Source organism: Runella sp. R0.1_18 (genome assembly GCF_057652155.1).
In genome coordinates this window covers 59,094-83,301 of record NZ_JBYFCK010000005.1, presented here as the reverse complement: position 1 = coordinate 83,301, position 24,208 = coordinate 59,094, and the positions used below count along the sequence as shown (strand labels likewise).

Genomic DNA, 24,208 nt, shown 5'->3' with positions numbered 1-24,208 from the left:
TTCTATGCTTTTTTTACTTATACGCTTTTGGAATAAAAAATAGCAAAACACAGATGAAAGCAGTAGGATTCAAGACATCGTTGCCCATCTCGGAAGAGGAGAGTTTTATTGAATTTGAAACCGCCAAACCCCAGCCCAGCGGGCACGAATTATTGGTAAAAATAAGCGCCATTTCGGTTAATCCCGTTGATTTTAAAATACGACAAAATTTTGCCAAAGGTACCGTATTAGATACGCCCAAAATCATTGGTTGGGATGCGGCAGGAGTGGTAGAAGCTGTTGGTGAAAATGTAAGTTTGTTTAACGTCGGGGATAAAGTTTATTACGCAGGGGACATTACCAAGCCTGGGAGTAACTCAGAATACCAATTGATTGACGAGCGAATTGTGGGAAAACAACCGTCCACGTTGTCCGATGAAGCGGCGGCGGCCATGCCATTGACGGTACTGACGGCTTGGGAAATTTTTTTCGACCGTATGCGGCTTTCGGCCGAGCGCGACCAAAATAAGACCTTGCTCATTATTGGAGGAGCAGGTGGCGTAGGGTCGATTGCGATTCAAATCGCCAAAAAAATACTTGGCTTAAACGTGATTGCCACGGCGTCGCGGCCTGAAACCATCGAGTGGTGCCAAAAAATGGGGGCTGATGTGGTCGTTAACCACCGAAATTTGGTAGAAGAAGTCCGAGGTGCTGGATTTCAGTTTGTCGATTTTATCGTTGATTTTGTGGATACAAACGGCTATTGGGATGCAATGGCGGAGCTTATCAAACCACAAGGTCACATTGCGTCTATCACAGGTAGCGCGGTGCCTGTGGCGCTTAATAAGCTCAAAAGTAAGAGTGTGAGTTTTTCGTGGGAGTTGATGTACACTCGTTCGACCTACCAAACCGATGATATGATTGAACAGCATCATATCCTTAACCGTGTGGCACAGTTGTTCGACGAAGGGGTGCTGTTTACCACTCATACTCACACGCTTTATGGGTTATCGGCCGAAGCCCTCAAGCAAGCCCACTCGCAGCTGGAGTCGGGCACAACTATTGGTAAATGGGTAATTAAATATTAATAAAAACGCCTCAGGTGTATTTCTTGAGGCGTTTTTATTTGAAGACACGTTAGTTAGATACGACTCTGTTGAGTACTTTTCCCGACATTTTTCCCAAAGTTAATCCTTGGAAAATAATGGAGAAGACTACTACGAAGTAGGTCATTTGTAACAATAAATCTTTGTAGGGATTATCGCCTATGGCAATCACCAAGGCGATAGAAACCCCGCCGCGTAATCCTCCCCAGACAAGCATAGTGAGTGAGCCTTTGTTGAGTTTGAAAGGAACTATGAGCGAAGGCAGCCAGATAGATAAAAAACGAGCAAAAAGAACGACAACAATGGCCATAGCTGATACGACGGAGTAGGTGTTCAGTTTTATGTCTGGAATGAGTAACAACTCAAAACCCATAAATAAGAACAAAATCGCATTCAGAATTTCGTCGTTTAGCTCCCAAAATTTTGTCAGATAGTCTTTGGTTTCGTCGCTCATGGCGGCTTTTTTACCGTAATTTCCAATAATAAGCCCTGCCGCAACCATCGTAAGCGGTCCCGACGTGTGGGTAGCTTGCGCAATGAGGTATCCACCCATGACAACCGACAACGTAATAAGTACCGAAACAATGTAGTCGTCGATGCCTTTGATGGCTTTAGAAGCCGTAAACCCGAGCAAAGTTCCTAATAGTATTCCGCCTAATGCTTCTTTGGCCAACAACCACGAGATAGAAGTGAGCGAAATAGCGGTAGCTGGAAATTGGGCTAATTGTAAAATGACCGCAAAAAGTACAACTGCTACTCCGTCATTAAAAAGAGATTCCCCCGCGATTTTGGTTTCAAGTGATTTGGGAACATTGGCTTTTTTGAGAATACCCAAAACGGCAATGGGGTCGGTGGGTGAAATCAGCGAGCCAAACAGCAAGCAATACAAAAACGGCAATTCAAGGCCGAATAAAGGAAGACCGTAGAATAAAATTCCCCCAATTATAAAGGTGGAAATGATAACGCTGATGGTCGAAAAAGTAAGAATAGGAAGGCGATGCTCCTTTAAATCAGCAAAATTGACGTGAATAGCTCCTGCAAAAAGCAGAAAATTAAGCATGGCTCCCATCAAAACCTCCGTAAAATCAAATTCGGTGAGGAGTTTGAGAAGTTTCTGGGTAGTAATTGGAAAAAGCCAATGCCCCGCAAACCGTAAAATAATGGATACCAGAATGGCCATGACCATGATACCAATGGTAGGAGGGAGTTTTAGAAAACGGAGATTGATGTAAGCAAAAACAGAGGCTAACACAATGAGAACCGAGAACGAATAATACAATTCCATAGCTGTGCTTTGGGGTGGATGGTTTAAAAAAATGTAAAAGTGTACCTGTCAACCTAGGTTGAAAATCGAAAATTGTGTAATGGTTGACTTAGAATAGTGATAGAAATAGCAAGTTTGTATAAGCCCACATAATCGAGACCAACTCGGTAAACGCTTTTTGTTTTGAGGGCTGTTAGTTGGCTGAAAAACAGCTTAAAAAAGGAACAAGTGCTTTATGGCTTATACAGTTGTATTTTACTTGAAACAAACAATATACGAGTTTTACCTAAAAAATCAAAATATTTAGAACAAAATTTGAGATTTTTTAGGTAAAACTGTACTGAAATAGCCAAGTTGTGAAAAAATAGATTCTCCGTAAATACCAAGATTACTACCAAGGGAGGGCTTGAGCCAACAATAATACTTCCTACGCTGGGCACATAAAGAAACGTCATTTTTTGGGATTGTTTGATGACTTGTTCTATACAAAAAGTACAATAAGATATTGTCCAAATTAAGTTAGTGCTTTATGAAACCCATTTGTTTTACAAAAAAAGTATAAAAAAATTTGCAACCATTTGATTGCGTATTATATTTGCAATCAAATGGTTTCTTTTTATTTGAAAACTATTAGCAATCATGAATAAAATAGACCAATGGCTCAACCAAATAAGGAAGATTTGGGAAGGCCGATTTGCTCAATTAGACGAAGTATTATCAACCTTAAAAAAACAAAAACACCCATGAACACCCGTTTTCTCTTTGATTTTTCGGTAAACAAGGCAAACAATACCGTCCACGTAAAGCGAGAATTTGCCGCAAATGTAGATTTGGTTTGGGAAGCGTGGACAAATCCCGAACTTCTAGACCTTTGGTGGGCGCCGAAGCCGTACCGTACCCAAACCAAAAGTATGAACTTTTCAGAAGGAGGATATTGGCACTATTGTATGATTTCACCCGAAAACGAAGTGCATTGGTGCAGGGCCGATTATCAAAAAGTGGAGCCTAAAAAAAGCTTTTCAGGGCTCGATGCCTTTTGTGACGAAAATGGGGCTGTCGTGCAAGATTTCCCGCGTTCTTTATGGAATAATTCCTTTGCAGCTACAACCAATAACATGACACTGGTTGAAATTACGATCGAATACGACTCGCTAAGTGACCTCGAAAAAGTGGTTGAAATGGGTTTTAAAGAAGGGTTTTCGATGGCACTCGAAAATTTGGATCAGTATTTAGAAGCGCAGTTTCAACGCCGTTCTTGATGTCAATAAATTACGAAACCAAATAAAAATAACAGTACCATGAAAACAATGAAAATTACTTTTTGGGTAACCGCAAGCCTACTAGCTATTACCCAGGGGATTATGCCACTTTTTACCGTAAATTCGGAAGCCAGCAAACAAGTAATGCAGCACTTGGGTTATCCGCCTTATTTCGCCCTGATGCTGAATTTATTCAAGTTTTTGGGAGGTTTAGCCATTCTTTTACCCTTTGTACCGAGGCGTATTAAGGAATGGGCTTTTGCGGGCTTTGCGATTGATTTTATTTGCGCCGCAGTCAGTTTTATCGCCGTCGATGGGTTTACAGGCGTTGTGGCCGTGCCCCTTGTGGCTTTGTTGATATTGATGGTGTGTTATGTTGCGTACGATAAACTAGCACGGTTCACCTTGCAGAATCTTACAATTCAATAACAATGGCGGCGTGGGCTACTTCCCATTGAAATCGGGATAGGGTAGATGAGTGACGCTGTGCAGGAGTAGTTTTCGCAAAGAGTGATTTTAGCCATTGCAACAGCCGAAAAATGCGAATACCAAGCTGGGTGAGCTGATTAAGCAACCAAAACCTTCGAGTCCAGCCTTTAGGGCCTACGATGGAAGCGTTGACGTACTGGGTAGTTCCAATGGTAGTGTATCCGTGTGCTTCGTGAATGTGTCCAAAAACGTGCAGACGTGGCTGTACCCGCTGTTGAAGGATGTCGCGCAAATCGCTACAACCCTCATGGCTACCTCGGTTGGAAGTATCAAGAATACCAAAAGGAGGACAATGAGTGATTAAAAGGTCGGTATGCGGTGGAATAAGTTTCCAGTGACGACGAATTTCGCTCCCGCGTTTTCGGTTAAACGCCCAATCGTGGTAGTGCGGAGAAATAGGAGAGCCCCAAATAAACAAACCTTCGATTTCGACACCACTATCTTGAAGGTAGTGGGCGTTTGTCAGTAATTCCCTCGTTTTTTTTGATGAATTTTCAAAACAAAAGTCGTGGTTGCCAGCTACCACGACTTTGTGTTTATGGGGTAGAGTGCCCAACCAATCGTTGAAATCGGCGACTTCACGTGCGTCCCCTGCTACTGTAATATCGCCAGCGTGAATCAGAATATCCCCGTCGGGAACAGTCATGGTTCGGTGGAGATTGTGCGTGTCAGAAATGCAGACAATTTTCATGCGAATGTCCTTATTTCACTCCTTTTAACTTCATTTGGGCAAAATAAGGGTGTTCTGGATTGATAATTAGCTCTTGGCGCAAAGGATTGATGAGTACGTCCATGTCTTCAAGTGGAATGGCGCCAATGAGTACTTCACTATCGCCAGGAAGAATCATGGCGTTGCAAATGGTACGTCTATTTTTAAAGCGCAGTTCAACTTGGCTAACAACATCACATTCTATACGGTCGCCGTTCGCCATTTGACCAATTCGTTTTTCCATGACAGGAAATTGCATTTGGGCCTGAATTGACTCATTGATACAAAGCATATAGCTGCCAGTATCCACAAGACCTGTAACATACATGCGCTTTATTTCATCTTCGCCAATATAAAACTTGCGAGCCAAAGCTAAATCTTCCGCGTTGATAAGTTCTACTTCTGCATATACTAATCCCATACAAGAACAATGATTTTAGATACTAAAACACTAAATGGATGGTTAAATATAAATAAACGCCCTTAGAATAGCTAGCGGTTACAGTTCAAAGCTCTCCTCTTCTTCCTCAAAAAACAAGTAATTCAAGAAGTCACAATAAGGTTTGATAAGGCGGCAACCGTTGACGATTTCCTGCGCAAAGTTGGGAGAAGTTACTTCGGCATCGGTGTATTTGTGCATGAAAAAAAGCTGTTTTCGCTTCAATAGTGCGATGTCAGGATGATTTTCAGGGTAGCCTTTGGGCATCCGCTGTAGGCTTTCGCCCCACGCTTCGGGGAAGTACGTTCGAAACTCAGGGGCTTCAATGATACTTTTTAAAGCTTCTGGATTAAAATCAATTTCTTGCCGAAACTTCGCCAGTTGTTTTGGGGTAGGATTCCACATTCCAGCCCCTAAAAACGATTCACCAGGCTGGATGTGTACATAAAAATCAATGCGCCCAGAATGCCGTCCACCTGGGCCAACCGCCGCCGAAAGCCATTGTTTATAAGGAGCTTTGTCTTTGGAAAAACGAATGTCGCGGTTGATACGAAACAGGCAGTCTTTGGGTTCGGTATTGGGAAGGTTTTCAAATTCTCCAATGCCTTTGATAAGGTCTTTTACCAATGCCTCCATTTCTTTTTTGGCGGCATCGTAGCGCTTGCGGTGCTCAGTAAACCACTCACGGTTATTGTTTTCGGCTAGTTCTTGAAGAAACTCAAGGGTAGATAGTGTCAACATCAGATTTCGTATTTTGGCCTAAAAATAGCAATTTTGTTGCGCCCAAACGTAGCTCTGTCCAAAAGGCAGTGGAAAAGGGAAAACGTCACTAGTACAAACAATACACAATGGCTCGAATATTAACAGGTATCCAGAGTAGCGGTAAACCACACTTAGGTAACATTTTGGGCGCTATCTTGCCCGCGATTCAGTTGTCGGAAAAGTCTGATAATGAGTCGTTTTTGTTTATTGCAGATTTGCACTCGCTTACGACCATCAAAGATGCGAAAGTGCTCCAAGACAACACCCGTGCCGTAGCGGCAGCGTGGCTTGCGTGTGGTCTTGATACCGATAAAGTGGTGTTTTATCGTCAGTCGCGGGTATCGGCTTATCATACTGAGCTAACGTGGTATTTGTCTTGTTTGACGCCTTATCCGATGTTGGCCAATGCCCATTCGTTCAAGGACAAAGCAGACCGTTTGGCCGATGTCAACGCGGGCTTGTTTGTCTATCCAGTGTTGATGGCTTCTGATATTTTGCTCTACGACGCCAATTACGTACCTGTAGGTAAAGATCAAAAGCAGCACCTCGAAATGACCCGCGACATGGCCGAGGCGTTTAACCGTACGTATGGCGATACTTTTGTGATTCCTGAGGGGAAAATCGACGAACGTTTGATGACCATTCCAGGCATCGACGGACAAAAAATGAGTAAGTCGTACGGAAATTATATTGACCTTTTTCAACCAGAAAAAGAGCTACAGAAAGTAACGAAGAAAATTCTGTCGGATTCGACAGCGCTTGAAGAACCGAAAAACCCAGAAACCGATCTTACCTTTAAATTGTATTCACTCATAGCCAGTGACAGCGATATTGCAACCATGCGCGAAAACTACCTCAAAGGTGGGTATGGCTATGGTCATGCTAAGCAAGCATTTTTTGAAGCCCTAAAAACACGTTTTGCCAAAGAGCGTGAAATGTTTACGTATTATTACGAAGAAAACCCCGCCGCACTCGAACAAAAACTCCAAGAAGGCGAAGAAAAAGCCCGCGCCATTGCTTCTAAAAAGCTAGCCGAAGTGCGGGAGAAAATAGGACTTTCTTAATTTGCTACGGTTTTCAGTTTAGGGTTTTTAGGTTTACAGTTTTTGCTATACCGACGAAGTTTTGTCATACCGACGAAGTTTTGTCATACCGACGAAGGAGGTATCTAAAACCCTATCAAAAACCTAAAAACCTCAAGCTGTAAACGGCAAAAGGTCGAATTATGGGTGTCCATTCATACAAACCCACAAAACAGTAAACTTAAAAAATGCTCCACAAAATCCAACAGTTTGATACACAGCTTTTTTTGTCACTCAATGGTGCTCATGCACCTTGGGCTGATACGCTGATGTATTGGGTGACGGAGCGAAATACGTGGATTCCGCTGTATGCCTTACTGATTATCTGGTTGGTATGGCAGTATAAGCAGCAAGCGGCGGGAATGATTGGCGCGTTGATTTTAACGATTATCATTGCCGATCAAACTGCTTCTGGGCTGCTAAAACCGTGGGTGGAACGTCTGCGACCCTGCCACGTCACTTATTTACAAGACAAAATTCACTTAGTGGTAGAAGGTTGCGGAGGAACCTACGGGTTTGCGTCGTCACACGCAGCCAATAGTTTTGGGCTTGCTGCTGCTTTGTGGCTGCTCTGCGGTACGGTTGTCCCGACCGCCGCCCGCCCCAATAAGTATCTCCTTTGGTTTTTTCCGTGGGCGGCGTTAGTGTCTTATAGCCGCGTTTACGTGGGTGTCCATTATCCATTAGACATCATTGCAGGGGCGATTATTGGGGTCGGCGCAGCTTTTGCAGCGGTTAAAATTGTGAGCTTTCTTTTAGCTCGTTTTGCCAAAAAATAACTACTTTCAGGCAAATCTTCTCCTCCTATGTTTGACGCTTTGCATCAATTGGTCGCTCAATTTGTCACTTTCACCGACCGCGAAAAAGCAATCTTGGAGAGTGCGTTTGTGTTTAGACAAGTGCCTCGGAAATTCTCCCTTGTGCGGCAAGGACAAGTGGCCAACGAGCTGTATTTTATCAATAAAGGAATGCTCCGCCTTTTCTACGAAAACGAAGGCGATGAGATTACGGCCTTTATTTTTCGAGAAAACCTATTTGCCAGTAGTTATGATAGTTTTTTGCGACAAGCGCCCAGTATTCAGTCATTGGAAGCACTCGAAGAGGCTGATTTGTTGGTCATTACTCAGCCTAAAATGAACGAGCTCTACGAAGCGTTGCCCAAATTCAATGTGCTTACCCGCAAAATTGCCGAGCAACGTTTTATTAATGCACAACAAATTTTGTCTTCTTTTTTGCTTGACAGTCCTGAGGAACGTTATGCAAAGTTTGTCGAACAACACGGTGATTTATTGCTCCGAGTGCCTCATCACCTTATTGCTTCGTACTTGGGCATGACCCCCGTGTCGATGAGTCGCATCCGAAACCGACTTGCGCAACAAAAACGCTAACTGAACGCATTTCTTTACAATTGTTAATGGAGGGGGAGGCGTTGGCAAGCTACTTTTGCAACATCATTAAATGTTGCTGTCATGAAACACAAAATTAGAACCGAAATCATCATCAACGCTCCCAAAGAAAAAGTTTGGAGCATCCTCGCCGACCTCAATGCCTACGCCGTTTGGAACCCATTTATTGTAAAAAGCGAAGGTAGCTTGGAAGTGGGTGCAAAACTCAAAAATACGCTTCAAAATGGAGATAAAACCATTGTATTTAAACCTAAAGTAGTAGAGGTAGCGCCCAATCGAAGCTTTGGTTGGCTAGGTTCGTTTTGGGTAAAAGGGCTTTTTGATGGCCATCATTACTTTGAAATTGAAGAAATTTCTGAAAACCAAGTCAATCTTATTCACGGAGAAAACTTTTCGGGCATTCTTAGTTCGCTGATTTTAAAACAAATTGGAAACGATACCCGAAACAACTTCGTCAAAATGAATCAGGCACTAAAAAGTCGGGCTGAACAGCTTGGCGTGAAAAAATAGTCAGACCTTCCAAGTGTAGATGCTAACGAGGTGGAAACTTGGAAGGTCTTGAAAAAATAGTCAGGCCTTCTGAGTGTAGATGCTAATGAGGTGAAAACTTGGAAGGTCTTTTCTGTTTGTTGGTTTAAAAAAATAGTTACTTTTGCCAAAAGTCATTTTACTACGTTATTTCAACCATTTCAGACAGACATGAAAAGAACGATTATCACTTTTGTAGCGCTTGCCGCTATAGTATCCTCTTGTACCGTAAGCCGTAATTCAATGCGAGAAGCCAATTATCAGCTATGGCTTCATCACGAAGATTTAGAGCTGTCGGAGCAAGTGGTGGGAGAGGCCAATCAAACCAAAGTATTGATGGTTGATTGGAAACGCCTTTTTGGCGGGAATTGGGAGTTTGGTCAGGCAGGGAATTTGCCCAGTGATCCTTTTGGCCCACAACTCAACGGAAGCGTCACAGGCGTGGCTGCGAGCCAAGTAGAGGCGGTAAATTTTGTCATCAATGGTATTATTGGATTAAATAATGTTTCGCGGGTGGAGCAAATGGCGATGTTTGACCTTATGCGCAAAAACCCAGGGTACGACATGATTATTTTTCCGCAATTCGCAGCACGTCGCAAGTGGTTTGTAGTAGGTTCTAAAACCAACGTGACGGTGAAAGCAAGACTCGCCCGTATGAAACCGACTAAGTAATCGCCATACTTTCCAAGTTTGTTATCTGACGTTGTTGAAACAGACAGGTTAAACTTATTAAAAAAATAGCCTCAGCGAGGCTAAATCTTAGTAGAAAAAGGGGGTAAAGGTCATCCAAAAGCTCCATCGGGGTGACATCTTTCACCGATGGAGCAGTCAATAGCCACCCTATATTTTAATGCGTTCAACTTGAACTTGGAAGGTCTATTGGCTTTTCTAAAAAATCTCCCTACCTTTGCGGAAATTTTCTACAGGGCATGGCCTCTTTCAATCCAATCAAAATATTTTCTGGCTTACAATCAACGTACCTAGCCGAAAAAATCGCTCGCCACTACGGGCGCGACTTAGGTGGTTACAATTTACGCCGTTTTAGTGATGGTGAATTGTCCCCAAGTTTTGAAGAATCATTGCGCGGATGCGATGTGTATTTGGTACAGTCTATGTTTGGCTCGGCAGATAACTTCTTGGAGTTGTTGTTGATGATTGACGCCGCCAAGCGTGCCTCAGCTCACGAAGTAACGGCCGTGATTCCGTACTTTGGTTATGCACGCCAAGACCGTAAAGACAAACCTCGCGTACCTATTGCGGCAAAGTTGGTTGCTAACCTTCTGACAGCAGCTGGTGCAGAGCAAATCATGACGCTCGACCTTCACGCAGGAGCAATTCAAGGTTTTTTTGATATACCAATGGTACATTTGGAAGGAAGCAGCGTGTTTGTTCCTTACATCAAGAGCCTAGAGTTAGAAAACCTTGTCATCGCGTCGCCCGACGTAGGTGGTGCAGCCCGTGCGCGAAATTTCGCGAAGTTTTTTAACGCCGACATTATCCTTTGTGACAAGTACCGTAAACGTGCCAATGAAGTGGCGTCGATGCAGGTAATTGGTGACGTCAAAGACGCCAACGTTGTCTTTATTGACGACTTAATTGATACGGGCGGAACCATGTGCAAAGCTGCTGAACTCGTTATGAGTAAAGGCGCTAAGTCGGTTCGGGCTATCTGTACCCACCCTGTGATGTCAGGGGACGCGCATGCACGTATTCGTACATCGGTATTGGAAGAACTCATCGTTACGGATACCATTCCGTTGCGCGAAGAAAACGAAAAAATCAAGGTGTTGTCGGTGTCAGAGCTTTTTGCAAAAGCCATCGGCCGTATCCGTGACCACGAATCTATTAGCTCATTATTTATAAATCCAGCGTAGGCACAAGTTTACGCTATTTAACACGTACCTTTTTAATCCCAAGGTACGATTCACTAAAACACTCCCCTTAGGGATTAGGGGCCAATTAATTATGAAAAGTACAGAGATTGTAGGGTTTAAAAGAGCGAATCTCGGCAAACAAGAAGCTCGCACGTTGCGTTTAGAAGCAATGGTTCCATGCGTATTGTACGGAGGTGCAGAGCAAGTTCACTTCTCAGCCCCAATGTATTTGTTCCGCGATCTACTTTTTACACCAGATGTGTATAATGTAACGTTGAACATCGAAGGAACTACATACCAAGCGATTTTGCAGGATGTACAATATCACCCAGTAAGTGATATTATTCTTCACGCTGACTTCTTGTTGATTCAAGAAGGAAAAGAAATCAAAGTAGAAGTACCTGTTCGTTTCATCGGAACGGCAGTAGGTGTGTCTAAAGGGGGTAAATTGGTACAAAAACTCCACAAAATCAAAGTTCAAGGTATGGCAGATAGCATCCCTGATTATGTGGATGTGCCAGTAGCTGACCTTGACTTGGGTAAATCAGTGAAAGTAGGTCATTTGAAAGTAGAAGGGTTCAAAATTTTGAACAATACTTCGTTGCCAATCGCAGGTGTGGAAATCCCACGTGCGCTTCGTGGTCAAATGAAGGGCTAATTCTTCTTTTAATTGCTAATAGACAAACGAAAAGCCCCGCATTTGCGGGGCTTTCTTAGTTTATAAAGTGACTAAGCGGTTGCTTATGCCAATTGTTCTGCTTCAGGAAAGAAAGAGTTCAATTTAGCTTTCAACGTTGCTTCTGGCACCGCACCTACTACGCGGTCAACCATCTTGCCATCTTGGAAGAACAACAACGTAGGAATACTACGAATTCCAAATTTAACAGCTGTTTCAGGGTTTGAATCAACGTCAACCTTACCAATCGTCGCTTTACCGTCGAAGTCACCTGCAAGTTTTTCTACCACAGGGCCTACCAAACGGCAAGGTCCACACCATTCTGCCCAAAAGTCAACCAATGTAATGGTCTTATCAGAATTTTCTACTATTTCGCTAAAGTTAGCATCCGTGATTTCGAGTGCCTTTCCCATTTTCGTAAGTATTGACCGGGTCGCCGGTACGATAAATATGTGTTTTAATATTTAATCAGTAAACCATTTGACCCCTTGTAAAAGTTCCAAAGTAAACATAGCAATCTTTCGCGTCGTTCTGATTGATGGTTTTTGAAGGAAAAGGCTTCGGTTTTGAGAAACCTTCACCACGAGTAAAATGAACCGAGGCGAATGGTGGGTTTTGAGAAACCCTTTGTTACGGTTTTGAGAAACCGTAAACACCTTTTGAGAAACCGTAAGCAATCAGGAAACAGAACGGCGTATTTCTTTGATAAGTTGGGGGAGTGGGGAAAGGGCATCTAACCAGTGAATCATAAGTCCGTCGCGCTCCATTTTACGGAAAAAGGTCATTTGGCGTTTGGCAAACTGATGAATAGCAACGTTTAGCCGCTCGACCATGGTGTCGTAAGTCAGGACGCCAGTGAGGTATTCTGTAATGAATTTATACTCCAAGCCATAATAAATGAGCTGTTCGGATGTAAGTCCTTGGTTGAGTAGGGCTTGTACTTCGTCAATCATTCCGCTTTGAAGGCGCTCATGCAAGCGGCGGGTAATCCGAGTTCGTCGTTCTTCGACGGGTAAATTAAGGCCAAAAATTTGGTAGTGAAGTGGGATTGCTGGTGCTGTTTCAAACGAATGCGTTTGTAGGTACGTAGCAATCTCTATGGCACGCACGAGCCGTTTTCGGGTGGATGTATCAGCCAAAGCAGAATAGGCCGAGGGCATGGCACGAAAACGCGTTAAAAGGGCTTCATCGGACAGCGTTTCAAGTTGGCTACGCAACGCTTCATCGACTGGTATGCCCGTAAATTGGTATTGCTTTAAGACGGATTCGATGTACAGCCCCGTTCCGCCGCATAAAATAGGCGTGCGGTGGCGGCTCTGAATGTCACTAAACGCAGCTTGAAAATCGACTTGGAAACGATGTACGTGATACGCTTCGCCCGCGTCGCAGATGTCGATGAGATGATAGGGGATATTTTTTCCATCAACTATGTATTCGTTCAAATCTTTTCCTGTACCGATGTTCATGCCTCGATACACCTGTCGCGAGTCGGCGCTGATGATTTCACCTTCGACTTGGGCCGCAAGCTGCGTAGCCAAGCGGGTTTTTCCGCAGGCGGTAGGGCCAAGAATGACAATGAGCGGAGCGTTTGTCATGTCAACTAACAAAAAGGTGCTGAAAGACGCGTCTCTCAGCACCAATAAAAAATGGTTTTATCAACAATTGTTATACCGTTTCTGCGGCTGGTTCAGTAGGCATTTCTACGACTACAGCTTTTTTTGTCGAACGTTTTTGTTTGGCATTGTTCAAAGACGCTTTTACAAAATGAACAAACAATGGGTGCGGCGCCATGACCGTACTTTTGAGCTCAGGGTGATACTGTACCCCAATAAAATACGGGTGGTTGGCAAGTTCAATAACCTCTACAAGGTCGTTTTCAGGGTTGATACCCGACATGGTCATACCTGCTTTTTCGAAATCGGCGCGGTAAAGGTTGTTAAATTCGTAGCGGTGGCGGTGGCGTTCGCTGATTTTGGTTTTGCCATAAATCTTATGTGCCAACGTACCCGACTGCAATTTGCAAGCATAAGCCCCCAAACGCATTGTTCCGCCTTTGTTGGTAATGTTCTTCTGGTCTTCCATCATGCCAATCACCGCGTGGTCGGTCTCGCTGTCCATCTCAGTTGAGTGAGCATCGGCCCAGCCCAACACGTTGCGAGCGTATTCAATGACGGCCATTTGCATACCTAAACAAATACCAAAGAATGGAATGTTGTGTTCGCGAACGTACTGTACGGCGGCAATTTTACCCTCAATACCACGCTCACCAAAGCCAGGAGCTACAAGTACGCCATCCAATGAGGCCATTTTCTCGGCTGCATTTTCGGGGGTTAGGTGCTCGGAGTGAATCCATTCGATTTCGACTTTACACTCATTGACCGCCCCAGCGTGGATAAACGACTCAGTGATAGACTTGTAAGCATCGTGTAGTTCTACGTATTTACCCACCAAGCCGATGCGGATATGATGTTTGGGGTTTTTGAGACGATCTACAAAAATCTGCCATGCTTCCAAGTCCACGTCTTTGTCGTCGTAAATGTCTAGCATATACAACACGCGCTGGTCGAGGCGCTCTTTTTTCATCAAAAGCGGCACGTCATAAATGGTTGACGCATCCATGGCTTCAATCACAGAAGCGGGTTGGACGTTGCAGAACAACGCAATTTTGCGGCGCATTTCTTGCGGAAGTGGGTGCTCCGTACGACAAACCAAAATATCGGGCTGAATCCCCGACTCTTGGAGCATACGAACGGAGTGTTGCGTAGGCTTGGTTTTCAACTCACCTGCCGAACTCAAATAAGGAATCAGCGTCAGGTGAATCACCAACGCATCGTTTTCGCCCAATTCAAATTTCAACTGACGGACAGCCTCTAAAAAGGGGAGCGATTCAATGTCCCCTACACAGCCACCGATTTCGGTAATAACGATGTCATATTTACCCGTTTCACCGAGAAGAAGCATTCGTTTTTTAATTTCATCAGTAATGTGAGGAACTACCTGCACGGTTTTTCCCAAGAAGTCACCACGGCGTTCGCGCATGATGACATCGTAATAAATACGGCCCGTAGTGACGTTATTAGCCTGCGAGGTACGCTCATTCAAAAAACGCTCGTAGTGACCCAAATCGAGGTCAGTTTCGGCGCCGTCGTCTGTTACATAGCATTCACCGTGTTCGTAGGGGTTGAGTGTTCCTGGGTCAACGTTGATGTAGGGGTCAAATTTTTGAATCGTGACCGACAATCCGCGTGATTGGAGGAGTTTTGCGAGTGAAGAGGCAATAATCCCCTTTCCCAATGAAGATGTTACACCGCCAGTAACGAAGATATATTTTGCGGTTTTTTGCCCGTGAGCAGCCATGACTTTGGAGTTTGTTTGGACTGGTTACGGGATACAAAGGTACAGAATTTTACGTCTGTGTCGCTATCTAAATTGAACTTGATTTTTAAGAAAAAGGTTAAGTCGTTGATAGACAGCAGTGAAAATTGTATTAAAAAAAGTTGCTGATTATCTGTTTTCTCTGCTTAGAAAGAGATTAGTGTATCTTTTGTACATTTACTCAGAGAAGCGATTCGTGCGTTAGGTTGCCTTGTAGAGGGCATGTATTATTTTCAAATTTTCTCATTTTCAAATTAAGTACTTTCTTGTATGTCCACGATTTTTCGTTTGTTGTTGCGCATTGTGTTTGCGGTTGTTCTGGTGAGTGGGGTAATTGCCATTTGGGAAGCTTTTAAAACGGGAAATTGGTTTTCATTTGGCGCCGAAAACGAGACCCAAACAACTCACGCTGTGGTACTTGAAGAAGTACAAGCACTGGGTAAAATGGAGTTAGTAAAGTACAATTTCAAAGACATTGTGGAGCACGAACAGGTAGTGCAGTGGTTACCTAACCCCAAGGCGGTATTGATTGTGCAGGGAGAGGCGATTGGGTGCATTGATTTGACCAAAATTACGACGTCCGACGTCACCGAGGCGTCGGATACGGTCATTGTACACTTGCCCGAACCCGAACTTTGTAGCTATAAAATCGACCACTCAAAGTCTAAAGTCTATAACACCGAGTACGCCTTTATGGAAGAGGCCAAACTGGTGCAAGCGGCTTACCAACACGCCGAGCAACAAATTCAAAAAGCTGCCTTAGAAATGGGGATTTTGGAACAAACCAAACAAAATGCTAATCAGATTTTGAAGCCTGTGTTAGAAAAAATATCGGGCAAAAAAGTAGTGCTCCGCTATCGAATGAAGGCTACGCTGGCGAAGCCACGATGAGAGAGAATAAATTTAACCTATGATAATACAAATGAAAAAACCACTTTTACTTGCGCTACTGTTGGGAGGGCTAGGAAGCGCTCACGCCCAAACCACCACCGTGGCTTCGCCCGACAAAAACGTGGTGCTCAAGACCCAACTTGCCGCCAATGGCACGGTTTCGTACAGCGTTTCCTACAAAAAAACGGCCTTTGTAGAGCCGTCCACCTTGGGTTTTTCGTTAAGCCGTCCCAAAACGATGCTGACCCAATTTTCGCTGGTGAGCATAGACTCTTCTACCGTGGACGAAACGTGGAAGCCCGTTTGGGGGGAAGTAAATCAAATTCGTAACCACTACAAAGCCCTGACGATGACCCTCAAAGACAAAGCAGGGATTGTGGTGAAAGTAGCCTTTCGGGTGTTCAACGAAGGGGTTGGGTTTCGGTACGAATTTCTTAAACAAGAATCCCTCAATCACTTTGTGGTGGCCGATGAACTAACGCAGTTTAATCTGGCGGGCGACTACAAAGCTTTCTGGATACCAGGTGATTATGATACCAACGAGTATTTGTACAACACCACTCCACTGAGCCAAGTGGACGCGGTGGCGGCGGCAGCCAAAGAGACGGACATTGCGCTCAAATCGGTCATTGGGCCAAACGTGATTCAGGTGCCGTTGATGCTCAAAACCCCAACGGGTATGTACATCAACCTGCACGAGGCGGCCTTGGTCAATTATCCCGTGATGCACCTTGCACTCGACAAAAAAACGTTTACCCTTACTTCTCACCTCGTGCCCGATGCAGTAGGTAACAAAGCCTATTTGCAAACGCCGTTTAATACTCCGTGGCGTACCATCAATGTGAGCGACAAAGCAACGGATATTTTGGCGTCGAGAATGATATTGAACCTCAACGAGCCCTCAAAAATTACGGATGTATCGTGGATTAAGCCCCAAAAGTTTATCGGGATGTGGTGGGAAATGCACGTGGGGAAAGCGACTTGGGAAAAAGCTTCGGGTAAGCACGGGGCTAACACCGCCAACGTCAAAACCTACATTGATTTTGCCGCCCAACACGGTTTTGATGGGGTATTGGTGGAAGGATGGAACGAGGGTTGGGAAGACTGGTTTGGCAATTGGAAAGAAAATGTGTTCGATTTTATCACGCCTTATCCTGATTACAACACCAAAGAACTGACTGAGTATGCCCGTCAAAAAGGCGTTCGGATTATCATGCACCATGAGACGTCGGGGGCGGTGACCAACTACGAGCGTTGGATGGATAAAGCCTTTCGGTACATGCAAGACAATCACATGAATACCGTCAAGACGGGCTACGTAGGCCGTATCATTCCACGGGGCGAACACCACGACGGGCAATGGATGGTGAATCACTACGAGCGAGTGGCGCAAAAAGCCGCCGAGTACAAAATCATGGTCGAAGCCCACGAGCCTGCACACCCTACGGGCTTGCATCGCACGTATCCCAACTGGCTCGCCAACGAAGCCGCCCGTGGAAATGAGTTTAACAATGCTCCTAAACTGGGACTTGTCCCTGAACATGAAACTATCCTGCCTTTTACGCGTTTGATGGGCGGCCCGATGGATTATACCCCTGGCTTTTTTCATTTTCAGCTTAATCAGTACGACGCCTCGCGTACCACACGGGTGCGTACTACGTTGGCCAAACAACTGGCACTATACGTAACTATGTACAGCCCGTTGCAAATGGCGGGCGATTTCCCCGAAAACTTCAATAAGCACTTAGACGCGTTTCAGTTCATCAAAGACGTTCCTGTTGACTGGGACGATACCAAGGTATTGGCGGCTGAACCTGGGGATTTTATTACCATCGCTCGTAAGGCAAAAGGAAAGTCGAATTGGTTTTTGGGGGCGATTTCGGACGAAAATGCGCGTACTTCCATCCTCAATTTTGATTTTTTGGAAGAAGGCGCCACGTACCAAGCTACCATTTACCGCGATGGGGAAGGGGCCGACTGGCAAACTAATCCTGAAGCGTACGAAATTGAAAAAATGACCGTTACCAACAAGACTACCCTCAGCATTCGCTTGTCCAAAGGCGGCGGGTGCGCGATTAGCATCATCAAACAATAATTTCTATCCATTACAAAACATGAAACAGTCAAAACTGGCCATTTTAGTAGGAGTTCTTTTTCTTTATTCTAGTCTATTGTGGGCGCAGTCCAACAACGCGCTTCGCCAACAGTTACAGCGGGTAGCGGCTACTACCAATGGGGTGTTGGGCGTTGGCGTGATTGATTTGAGCAACGGCGATACCGTGAGTGTCAATGGACAAGGGCATTTTCCGATGCAGAGCGTGTATAAGTTTCATTTGGCGCTGGCCGTGATGAGCGAGATTGATAAAGGGAAATGGACGCTCGACCAGAAAATTAAAGTGGCCAAAAAAGACTTATTGCCCAACACGTGGAGCCCCTTGCGAGAGAAGTACCCCAATGGCGATGTGGAGCTTCCGCTGCGTGAAATTTTGGAATACACCGTAGCGCAAAGCGATAATAATGGCTGTGACATTTTGTTTCGTCTTATGGGAGGAACAAAAGTGGTTGATAAATATATCAAGAGTATAGGAATTAACGACGTAAACATCGTGGGCACAGAAGAAGAAATGCACGCCGATGACCGCGTACAGTTTGCCAACTGGAGCACCCCACGTTCCGCCGCGAAGTTGTTGGCGGTTTTTTTTGAAAAAAAGATACTCTCAAAGCATAGCTGGGATTTTGTGTGGAATACCATGGTAAGCACGACAACTGGCCCGCGCAAAATCAAGGGGGTGCTGCCTGCTAATGTGACGGTAGCGCACAAAACGGGGTATTCGGGCGTTAATAAACAGGGAATCATCGCCGCGACCAATGACATCGGCATTATGCAACTTCCCAACGGAAAGTACGTGGCCATTGCGGTTTTTTTGTCTAATACCCCTATGCCTGAAGCGCAGTGCGACCGAGCTATTGCAGAAGCGGCAAAAGTAACATGGGATTATTTTTTGACGAAATAAAAAAGAGAAAGGATAAAATAGGTCAAGAACGCAATGGGTAAAAAGCGTAAAATTAAATTGATGCTGGCATCTTCAGTGTATCAAAACAGAGACGTTTTGCTGCAAATATGTGCAATGCTTAAAGGCTACGGATACGATGTAATTAATTCAGAATATGGAACCTTACATCCGCCATTGGGAATGAGCAACACAGAAGCTTGTTTAGCTGCTGTGGAAGATTGTGATATTTTTTTTGGTATTATTTATCCGTTTTATAGTACAGGAATAACCCACTTGGAGTTTAAGAAAGCCATTGAATTAAATAAGCCACGGAGGTTTCTTGCCCATAGTTTTGTTACTTTTTCACGCAAACTCTTGTTGCAGTACATGTTCACTGATAAGCTGAGAAATAGTTTTGAAATTCAAAAAACCTCAGTGATGGATAGTGTTAAAGTAATTGATATGTACAATGATGCCGTACAAAATGATTTACCCTATGAGCATCGAAAATACCATTGGGTACAAGAGTTTTTTAGACCAGATGAGGCGTTCAGACATGTCGAAACCCTTTTCAAAGATATAAAAAGAGTAGAACGTGAACTGGCAAACTTAAAGGATTTAACAAAATGAAATCAGAACAACTCATCAAAGATTTACTAAGTCAGCAGGAGAGTGAGCGACTTGAGTTTAAGGAGTCTGTTCGTAAAGAAAGTATCGGTAAAACGATCTGTAGTTTTTTAAATCATCGAGGTGGACAACTTTTGATAGGGGTCAGTGACAACAAAACCATCGTTGGAGTTAATGATGTTGAGAATGCTAAAGAGGAGCTAGAAACCTATCTTTTTGAAGAGATAGTGCCCGAAGCTCCAGTAATGGTATCGGTTGAAATGTATGATGAAAAACCATTACTTCTATTAAAAGTGTGGGAAGGCTCAAAACAACCTTATATTTTTGAAGGCATTATTTACGCTCGAACGGGAGAGCGTACACATAAAGCTACCTCAAAAGAAATATCTGGACTGATACAGAAACGCCAAGAAAATGACATTCACTGGGAACGTCAAATTGCGTTGGGCGTAGAGGTTGACGATTTAGATATGCTGGAGGTTAAAAAGGTGATGGCCAAAGAGGCGATTGCTAGTTTGAAAGATACCTTCGTAGAACCGATAGATTTTTTGTCGCATTATGGTCTTTACCAAAATGGGAGTTTTACGAATGCGGCAGTCATCTTATTTGCTAAAAACCCCGCACGTTTTATTCCTCAAGCGAGGGTAAGGATAGCTTATTTGAAAGGAGAAAAAACAGAAGATGTCTTTACGGACGATAAAGTGCTGGAAGGTAATATCTTTCAAAATATAGAAGCTATCCAAAAGTTTCTTGAAAATAACTTAGCCTTTGTACGTAAATTTGACGAAACTCAATGGGTAAGAAGCGATGATTATGTTTATCCGATGGTAGCACTTCGAGAGGGGGTATTGAATGCGTTGATACATCGGGAGTATGGAAAACCTTCGAGTAATCTATCTATTATTATTTATCCCGATAGGCTCGAAATAACCAATACTGGAAAGTCGCCTTACAAACCGAGTGAGTTGAAGAAAAACCATTTGTCTATGCCTTATAACCCCGATATAGCCCAAATTGTATTTATGAAAGGTTATATCGAAAAAATAGGGCGGGGGACACTGAAAATTATTGAGGCTTGTAAAAAAGCAGGTCTTAAAACACCAGTTTGGGAAATAGGAGAATATACGATTAAACTCACTTTTTTTAATGAAGAAAATGGGGCTAATCATAGAAAGGAAGGCATCGTCGATAAACCTATGGTTGGCGGAGCAACTGACGGAGCAACTGACGGAGCTTTTGGGAAAATAGTTGGCGAAGCTTTTTTTACGAATACCACCAGTAAGGTGAGAGAAAATTTAGTAAAACTCCTTCAAACAATAGGAAAGACAGAAGGGTATAGAGCACCAGACTACATTCGTGCTGTAAATGTCTCGGAAAGAACGATGGAGCGTTATATTCAGCAACTTAAGGAAGCTGGATTGGTGGAGTTTAGAGGCGAAGCAGCACAAACAGGGGGGTATTTTTTGACTGAAAAGTCTAAAAAACAATTAGAACAATAGAGAGCTTTGAGATAAAAATAAAAATTACTTATCCAATTAAAATTAATTACAACGTGCGTATCGGAATCTTTTTTGGCGGCCCAGCGCGTGAGCGCGAAATCTCTTATGCGGGTGGTAAAACTGCCTACGAAAACATCGACAAAACTTTGTTCACGCCCGTGTTGGTGTTTGTGGACAGTCTCGGTAATTTTATCCTGACCGACGAGGAAAAGTTGTATCATTCAGGCATTCGGGAGTTTTATCCAGGCCCAGCGTTTCGTGACGGTGGTTTTGAAGTGTATATTGAGTCTTTGCAAAAACAGCTTGCTCCCCAAGAAATTGAGGCGTTGATGCATGCTATTGGTACGCCGATTCAGCCCAAAGATTTTAAAACGTATTTCGACTTTGCCTTTATCATCCTCCACGGCCCTGATTGTGAAGACGGAGCCATTCAAGGTTTGTTGGAGTGGCACAAAATCCCCTACATGGGGCCTGGCCTGCTGGGGTCGGCGGTGAGTATCGATAAAATTTTGCAAAACGAGCAAATTGCCCGCGCCAACGGTCAGCAGAAAAAAATGCAGGTGGTTCGTTGGGAACAATGGCTCGGAACGGATGTGGCCGAGGTATTTGAAGCTGCCAAGGCTGAATTGGGTCTTCCCATTGTCGTAAAAGCCCCTCACCAAGGTTCGTCGATTGGCGTTTCGATTGTCAAAGAAGATAGCCTCGATGCCTTTGTGAAAGCCATGAACCAGTGCTTTTTTGCCTTGGAAGTAACCACCGACGAATGGAAGGGCTACTCAAACGAAGAAAAACACGCTTTTGCGCAACGCATTGCCAATCTCGACGAAAGCATCGGTTACCCCGTTGTACTCGAACAAACGGGCGAATTTATCTATCACCCCGCTGAATTGCTTGAGAAATTGGGGAATTGGGCAACGGCAAACAGTCAACCCGCAACTTCCAAACTGACTCTCTTGTCGGCCAATGCCGAAGACCAAGTCTTGTTGGAAGAGTTTGTTAAGGGGCAAGAGTTTTCGTGCGGGGTCATTCAAGATAACGACGGCACGGTGATTGCGTTGCCGCCGACTGAGATTGCCAAACTCGAAGAAAATCAGACCTTTGACTTTAAGACAAAATACAAATTAAACGTTACTCGGAAGTTTATTCCCGTACGTACGTCGCTCGAAAACAACCAACAAATTCAGTACAACATTGCGTTGGTATTTGAAAAAATGGGCATGAATTCGGTGGCGCGGATTGACGGATTTTTGACTCCCGACGGGCGTGTTTTGCTCCACGACCCTAATACCCTTCCTGGGATGTCGCCGACGTCGTTGATTTTCAAACAAATGGCCGAGATTGGCTTGGACGTTACCCACGCCATTACGTATTTGATTCGGCAGTCGTTGCGGGAGCGCATTCGTACGGGAAAAGATACGGTGCATCTGCGTCAGTTATTGACGGCATTGGACGAAAAAATTGCGGCTCAGCTTGCCGAGATTACCACCGAAGAAGTGGTGTTTGAAGCCACCCAAGAGGGTTATTTGGACGGCCGCCGTCGCTTTAGTCAATTATCGTCTTCGGGCAAAGTGAAACCAATCGCCGTGCTGCAAACCAGCGAGACGGAGAAGGTCGTGATGCCTGTCAATCTCTTATTCAAAGATACCATCGACGACGTGCTAGAAACCCTAGCACAGCCCGTTCATCCATTGATTGAAGAAACCCGCGCCAAGGCGATAAATATTACGAAGCGTTTTGTGGGTTAAGGCACAAAGACAACGTTTTTTGCGAGTGTTCTTTGCCGTTTGAAAACAAAGAAGCCTTAGCGAGGCCCAACCTTTGTAGCGAAAGGGAACAAAGAACCCAAAAAATGGTAAAAACCTCGAAAAACGCTGAGGCAAGCAAATCTCATTTTTGAGAACAATTTGCTTACCTCAGCGTTTTTCTTTTGAATTACGGGAAAGCAGGGAGTAAATTTTCGGGTTTCCCAGTATTTATAGCAACAGACCTTTTCGATTAAGCCAAGTAGTATGTACAAAGTTGTTTTTCGACTATTCGTTGTTTTGTTTGCCTTTCGTTCGTTTGGGCAGTCCGACACCACCATCACGCTGCAAGCCATTACGGGCCTACAATTTGATTTGGCGCGTTTTTCGGTCAAACCCAATCAAAAAGTAAAGATTTTGTTTAAAAACGAAGACGATATGGCGCATAATTTGGTGATTACGCAGCCCGATAAGCGCCTGCCTGTGGTAGAAACTGTCATCAAAATGGGAGACAAAGCCCAAGCCGTCAATTATGTCCCTCCTATGCCAGAGGTATTGGTAGCAAGTAAAATCTTAGTCCCAAACACCACCGAGACCATTACGTTTACCGCACCTGCGACGGAAGGGGTGTACCCGTATGTGTGTACGTACCCAGGGCACGGCTATGTGATGTACGGTGCGATGTACGTCACCACCAAACCGCTACCATTGCTTGCCACTGACCCCAATATTCCCCCTTCGCGCCAAACTTTGGAGCGCATCCCGAGTTCGCCGCACCCTTTTCCACTCGAATACCCGCTGCTGTATCGCACGTTTATGCCCGACTGTAGCCCTGCGGCCATTGCAGTCGCTCTGACGGCTTCTCATGCCTATTGTTTTGACGCGGGTAAGTGTTATTTGCGGTATGCGTGGCGTGGTGGTTTTGTCGATAACACCGACCACTGGAAAGGAAATGGCAATGCCTTGGGGAAAATTCAAGGAACGATTTATTTTAAAGATAATGTCACGTCTCCGTTGCGGGTAGGAAAAGCAGATAAATTACCCGAAGTAGATTTTAGGGGATACACCTTGACCAATCGCCTGCCGACGTTCCGATATGCCATCGACGGCGTAGAGGTTCGTGAAACGCTGAAAGCTCAACCCAACGACGAAGGCTTGGTACGAACTTTTGTGTTTAGCAAACCAACCACGCAATTGGTCTATTTGGTAACCCAATCGGCGGATGGTATCACCTACAAGTCGTCGGTAGGAAAGTGGCAAAACGGTACGCTGACTATTCCCAAAGGAACAACCAAGTGCGTCGTGACGATGCAGTCTCCTAACACAGTACACGGAGCGCATCACGGGCATTAATACCGTGGTTTCGGTTGCTCCCAACCGAAAGCTTGCGTCGAGGTTTAGTTCGCAGCGGGTCGCGGTTATGAGTAACCGCAAGCACTGGAGTGTGGTTTCGGTTGCTCCCAACCGAAAAGTTGTCGAAGAAAAAATTACGTAAAAAGAATCCATTT

Annotated in this window: 25 protein-coding genes; 18 read left to right on the top strand and 7 right to left on the bottom strand. The window is 44.4% G+C overall.

The window, feature by feature from the left end; all coding sequences use genetic code 11:
• The first annotated feature begins 53 nt into the window (after positions 1-53).
• Positions 54-1,067 carry a zinc-binding alcohol dehydrogenase family protein gene (locus AC23P2_RS10800; RefSeq protein WP_487773200.1) on the top strand — a complete coding sequence of 338 codons (1,014 nt, stop codon included), beginning with the start codon at positions 54-56 and terminating at the stop codon, positions 1,065-1,067.
• Between the two features lie 49 nt (positions 1,068-1,116).
• Here AC23P2_RS10800 and AC23P2_RS10795 read toward each other — a convergent pair whose 3' ends face one another.
• On the bottom strand, positions 1,117-2,370 hold the full coding sequence (locus AC23P2_RS10795) for a cation:proton antiporter (protein ID WP_487773199.1): 1,254 nt from the start codon (positions 2,368-2,370) through the stop codon (positions 1,117-1,119).
• A 722-nt stretch (positions 2,371-3,092) separates the two neighbouring features.
• Between AC23P2_RS10795 and AC23P2_RS10790 the strand changes: the two genes are divergently transcribed.
• Both AC23P2_RS10790 and AC23P2_RS10785 read left to right on the top strand, forming a co-directional pair.
• Complete coding sequence (locus tag AC23P2_RS10790) at positions 3,093-3,608, top strand: SRPBCC family protein (RefSeq protein ID WP_487773198.1); 516 nt, start codon at positions 3,093-3,095, stop codon at positions 3,606-3,608.
• 39 nt (positions 3,609-3,647) lie between these two features.
• Positions 3,648-4,037: a DoxX family protein gene (locus AC23P2_RS10785; protein ID WP_472488740.1), complete on the top strand. Its 390-nt coding sequence runs from the start codon at positions 3,648-3,650 to the stop codon at positions 4,035-4,037.
• Here AC23P2_RS10785 and AC23P2_RS10780 read toward each other — a convergent pair.
• The 3 genes from AC23P2_RS10780 to AC23P2_RS10770 all read right to left on the bottom strand — a co-directional run bounded on the left by AC23P2_RS10780 (position 4,024) and on the right by AC23P2_RS10770 (position 5,986).
• On the bottom strand, positions 4,024-4,788 hold the full coding sequence (locus AC23P2_RS10780) for a metallophosphatase domain-containing protein (RefSeq protein ID WP_487773197.1): 765 nt from the start codon (positions 4,786-4,788) through the stop codon (positions 4,024-4,026). The two genes, AC23P2_RS10785 and AC23P2_RS10780, sit on opposite strands and share 14 nt — an antisense overlap.
• 10 nt (positions 4,789-4,798) lie before the next feature.
• Entirely contained in the window at positions 4,799-5,227 is a 429-nt protein-coding gene (locus AC23P2_RS10775) for a retropepsin-like aspartic protease (protein ID WP_487773196.1), read from the bottom strand.
• 78 nt (positions 5,228-5,305) lie between these two features.
• Positions 5,306-5,986 (bottom strand): DUF2461 domain-containing protein, encoded by a 681-nt coding sequence (locus tag AC23P2_RS10770; RefSeq protein ID WP_487773195.1) that lies wholly within the window; start codon positions 5,984-5,986, stop codon positions 5,306-5,308.
• Positions 5,987-6,093: 107 nt separating this feature from the next.
• Here AC23P2_RS10770 and trpS point away from each other — a divergent pair, with 107 nt between their 5' ends.
• From trpS to AC23P2_RS10735, 7 genes are all read left to right on the top strand, one after another.
• Positions 6,094-7,071, top strand: a complete 978-nt coding sequence (gene trpS / locus AC23P2_RS10765; protein WP_487773194.1) for a tryptophan--tRNA ligase — start codon at positions 6,094-6,096, stop codon at positions 7,069-7,071.
• A 206-nt stretch (positions 7,072-7,277) separates the two neighbouring features.
• Complete coding sequence (locus tag AC23P2_RS10760) at positions 7,278-7,868, top strand: phosphatase PAP2 family protein (protein ID WP_487773193.1); 591 nt, start codon at positions 7,278-7,280, stop codon at positions 7,866-7,868.
• A gap of 27 nt (positions 7,869-7,895) precedes the next feature.
• A complete protein-coding gene (locus AC23P2_RS10755) occupies positions 7,896-8,477 on the top strand; it encodes a Crp/Fnr family transcriptional regulator (protein WP_487773192.1) in 582 nt (193 codons plus the stop codon).
• Positions 8,478-8,558: 81 nt separating this feature from the next.
• A complete protein-coding gene (locus AC23P2_RS10750) occupies positions 8,559-9,005 on the top strand; it encodes an SRPBCC family protein (protein WP_487773191.1) in 447 nt (148 codons plus the stop codon).
• A 189-nt stretch (positions 9,006-9,194) separates the two neighbouring features.
• Positions 9,195-9,695 carry a hypothetical protein gene (locus AC23P2_RS10745; RefSeq protein WP_487773190.1) on the top strand — a complete coding sequence of 167 codons (501 nt, stop codon included), beginning with the start codon at positions 9,195-9,197 and terminating at the stop codon, positions 9,693-9,695.
• Positions 9,696-9,952: 257 nt separating this feature from the next.
• Positions 9,953-10,897, top strand: a complete 945-nt coding sequence (locus AC23P2_RS10740) for a ribose-phosphate pyrophosphokinase (RefSeq protein WP_487773189.1) — start codon at positions 9,953-9,955, stop codon at positions 10,895-10,897.
• Positions 10,898-10,988: 91 nt separating this feature from the next.
• Positions 10,989-11,555 (top strand): 50S ribosomal protein L25/general stress protein Ctc, encoded by a 567-nt coding sequence (locus AC23P2_RS10735; RefSeq protein ID WP_487773188.1) that lies wholly within the window; start codon positions 10,989-10,991, stop codon positions 11,553-11,555.
• A gap of 83 nt (positions 11,556-11,638) precedes the next feature.
• Here the strand turns inward: AC23P2_RS10735 and trxA are convergent, their stop codons facing one another.
• The 3 genes from trxA to pyrG form a co-directional block, all read right to left on the bottom strand.
• The gene (trxA, locus tag AC23P2_RS10730) at positions 11,639-11,986 is read right to left on the bottom strand and encodes a thioredoxin (protein WP_487773187.1); all 348 of its coding nucleotides are present in this window, start codon (positions 11,984-11,986) and stop codon (positions 11,639-11,641) included.
• Positions 11,987-12,250: 264 nt separating this feature from the next.
• Positions 12,251-13,168: a tRNA (adenosine(37)-N6)-dimethylallyltransferase MiaA gene (gene miaA / locus AC23P2_RS10725; protein ID WP_487773186.1), complete on the bottom strand. Its 918-nt coding sequence runs from the start codon at positions 13,166-13,168 to the stop codon at positions 12,251-12,253.
• A gap of 70 nt (positions 13,169-13,238) precedes the next feature.
• On the bottom strand, positions 13,239-14,930 hold the full coding sequence (gene pyrG / locus AC23P2_RS10720; protein WP_487773185.1) for a CTP synthase: 1,692 nt from the start codon (positions 14,928-14,930) through the stop codon (positions 13,239-13,241).
• 288 nt (positions 14,931-15,218) lie between these two features.
• On the opposite strand from pyrG, the gene AC23P2_RS10715 reads away from it, so the two are divergent.
• The 8 genes from AC23P2_RS10715 to AC23P2_RS10680 all read left to right on the top strand — a co-directional run bounded on the left by AC23P2_RS10715 (position 15,219) and on the right by AC23P2_RS10680 (position 24,195).
• Positions 15,219-15,839 (top strand): DUF4230 domain-containing protein, encoded by a 621-nt coding sequence (locus AC23P2_RS10715; protein WP_487773184.1) that lies wholly within the window; start codon positions 15,219-15,221, stop codon positions 15,837-15,839.
• A 31-nt stretch (positions 15,840-15,870) separates the two neighbouring features.
• Entirely contained in the window at positions 15,871-17,934 is a 2,064-nt protein-coding gene (locus AC23P2_RS10710) for a glycoside hydrolase family 97 protein (protein WP_487773183.1), read from the top strand.
• 19 nt (positions 17,935-17,953) lie between these two features.
• Positions 17,954-18,853: a class A beta-lactamase, subclass A2 gene (gene bla / locus AC23P2_RS10705; protein WP_487773182.1), complete on the top strand. Its 900-nt coding sequence runs from the start codon at positions 17,954-17,956 to the stop codon at positions 18,851-18,853.
• 33 nt (positions 18,854-18,886) lie between these two features.
• The gene (locus tag AC23P2_RS10700) at positions 18,887-19,462 is read left to right on the top strand and encodes a DUF4062 domain-containing protein (protein ID WP_487773181.1); all 576 of its coding nucleotides are present in this window, start codon (positions 18,887-18,889) and stop codon (positions 19,460-19,462) included.
• Positions 19,459-20,958, top strand: a complete 1,500-nt coding sequence (locus tag AC23P2_RS10695) for an RNA/DNA-binding domain-containing protein (protein WP_487773180.1) — start codon at positions 19,459-19,461, stop codon at positions 20,956-20,958. Before AC23P2_RS10700 ends, AC23P2_RS10695 begins: the two co-directional genes overlap by 4 nt.
• A gap of 53 nt (positions 20,959-21,011) precedes the next feature.
• Positions 21,012-22,703 carry a D-alanine--D-alanine ligase family protein gene (locus tag AC23P2_RS10690; RefSeq protein WP_487773179.1) on the top strand — a complete coding sequence of 564 codons (1,692 nt, stop codon included), beginning with the start codon at positions 21,012-21,014 and terminating at the stop codon, positions 22,701-22,703.
• A 264-nt stretch (positions 22,704-22,967) separates the two neighbouring features.
• Positions 22,968-24,053, top strand: coding sequence for a plastocyanin/azurin family copper-binding protein (locus AC23P2_RS10685; RefSeq protein ID WP_487773178.1), 1,086 nt, complete (start codon positions 22,968-22,970; stop codon positions 24,051-24,053).
• Positions 24,054-24,057: 4 nt separating this feature from the next.
• On the top strand, positions 24,058-24,195 hold the full coding sequence (locus tag AC23P2_RS10680) for a hypothetical protein (RefSeq protein WP_487773177.1): 138 nt from the start codon (positions 24,058-24,060) through the stop codon (positions 24,193-24,195).
• Positions 24,196-24,208: the final 13 nt, after the last annotated feature.

What these genes read in the sequence shown, in the direction of transcription:
- AC23P2_RS10760 (WP_487773193.1), top strand. Translation starts at nt 7,278, where the DNA reads ATGCTCCACAAAATCCAACAGTTTGATACACAGCTTTTTTTGTCACTC.
- AC23P2_RS10745 (WP_487773190.1), top strand. Translation starts at nt 9,195, where the DNA reads ATGAAAAGAACGATTATCACTTTTGTAGCGCTTGCCGCTATAGTATCC.
- AC23P2_RS10685 (WP_487773178.1), top strand. Translation starts at nt 22,968, where the DNA reads ATGTACAAAGTTGTTTTTCGACTATTCGTTGTTTTGTTTGCCTTTCGT.
- AC23P2_RS10750 (WP_487773191.1), top strand. Translation starts at nt 8,559, where the DNA reads ATGAAACACAAAATTAGAACCGAAATCATCATCAACGCTCCCAAAGAA.
- trpS (WP_487773194.1), top strand. Translation starts at nt 6,094, where the DNA reads ATGGCTCGAATATTAACAGGTATCCAGAGTAGCGGTAAACCACACTTA.
- AC23P2_RS10695 (WP_487773180.1), top strand. Translation starts at nt 19,459, where the DNA reads ATGAAATCAGAACAACTCATCAAAGATTTACTAAGTCAGCAGGAGAGT.
- AC23P2_RS10710 (WP_487773183.1), top strand. Translation starts at nt 15,871, where the DNA reads ATGAAAAAACCACTTTTACTTGCGCTACTGTTGGGAGGGCTAGGAAGC.
- miaA (WP_487773186.1), bottom strand. Translation starts at nt 13,168, where the DNA reads ATGACAAACGCTCCGCTCATTGTCATTCTTGGCCCTACCGCCTGCGGA.
- trxA (WP_487773187.1), bottom strand. Translation starts at nt 11,986, where the DNA reads ATGGGAAAGGCACTCGAAATCACGGATGCTAACTTTAGCGAAATAGTA.
- AC23P2_RS10755 (WP_487773192.1), top strand. Translation starts at nt 7,896, where the DNA reads ATGTTTGACGCTTTGCATCAATTGGTCGCTCAATTTGTCACTTTCACC.
- AC23P2_RS10780 (WP_487773197.1), bottom strand. Translation starts at nt 4,788, where the DNA reads ATGAAAATTGTCTGCATTTCTGACACGCACAATCTCCACCGAACCATG.
- AC23P2_RS10770 (WP_487773195.1), bottom strand. Translation starts at nt 5,986, where the DNA reads ATGTTGACACTATCTACCCTTGAGTTTCTTCAAGAACTAGCCGAAAAC.
- AC23P2_RS10700 (WP_487773181.1), top strand. Translation starts at nt 18,887, where the DNA reads ATGGGTAAAAAGCGTAAAATTAAATTGATGCTGGCATCTTCAGTGTAT.
- AC23P2_RS10800 (WP_487773200.1), top strand. Translation starts at nt 54, where the DNA reads ATGAAAGCAGTAGGATTCAAGACATCGTTGCCCATCTCGGAAGAGGAG.
- AC23P2_RS10715 (WP_487773184.1), top strand. Translation starts at nt 15,219, where the DNA reads ATGTCCACGATTTTTCGTTTGTTGTTGCGCATTGTGTTTGCGGTTGTT.
- AC23P2_RS10740 (WP_487773189.1), top strand. Translation starts at nt 9,953, where the DNA reads ATGGCCTCTTTCAATCCAATCAAAATATTTTCTGGCTTACAATCAACG.
- pyrG (WP_487773185.1), bottom strand. Translation starts at nt 14,930, where the DNA reads ATGGCTGCTCACGGGCAAAAAACCGCAAAATATATCTTCGTTACTGGC.
- AC23P2_RS10775 (WP_487773196.1), bottom strand. Translation starts at nt 5,227, where the DNA reads ATGGGATTAGTATATGCAGAAGTAGAACTTATCAACGCGGAAGATTTA.
- AC23P2_RS10790 (WP_487773198.1), top strand. Translation starts at nt 3,093, where the DNA reads ATGAACACCCGTTTTCTCTTTGATTTTTCGGTAAACAAGGCAAACAAT.
- bla (WP_487773182.1), top strand. Translation starts at nt 17,954, where the DNA reads ATGAAACAGTCAAAACTGGCCATTTTAGTAGGAGTTCTTTTTCTTTAT.
- AC23P2_RS10785 (WP_472488740.1), top strand. Translation starts at nt 3,648, where the DNA reads ATGAAAACAATGAAAATTACTTTTTGGGTAACCGCAAGCCTACTAGCT.
- AC23P2_RS10795 (WP_487773199.1), bottom strand. Translation starts at nt 2,370, where the DNA reads ATGGAATTGTATTATTCGTTCTCGGTTCTCATTGTGTTAGCCTCTGTT.
- AC23P2_RS10735 (WP_487773188.1), top strand. Translation starts at nt 10,989, where the DNA reads ATGAAAAGTACAGAGATTGTAGGGTTTAAAAGAGCGAATCTCGGCAAA.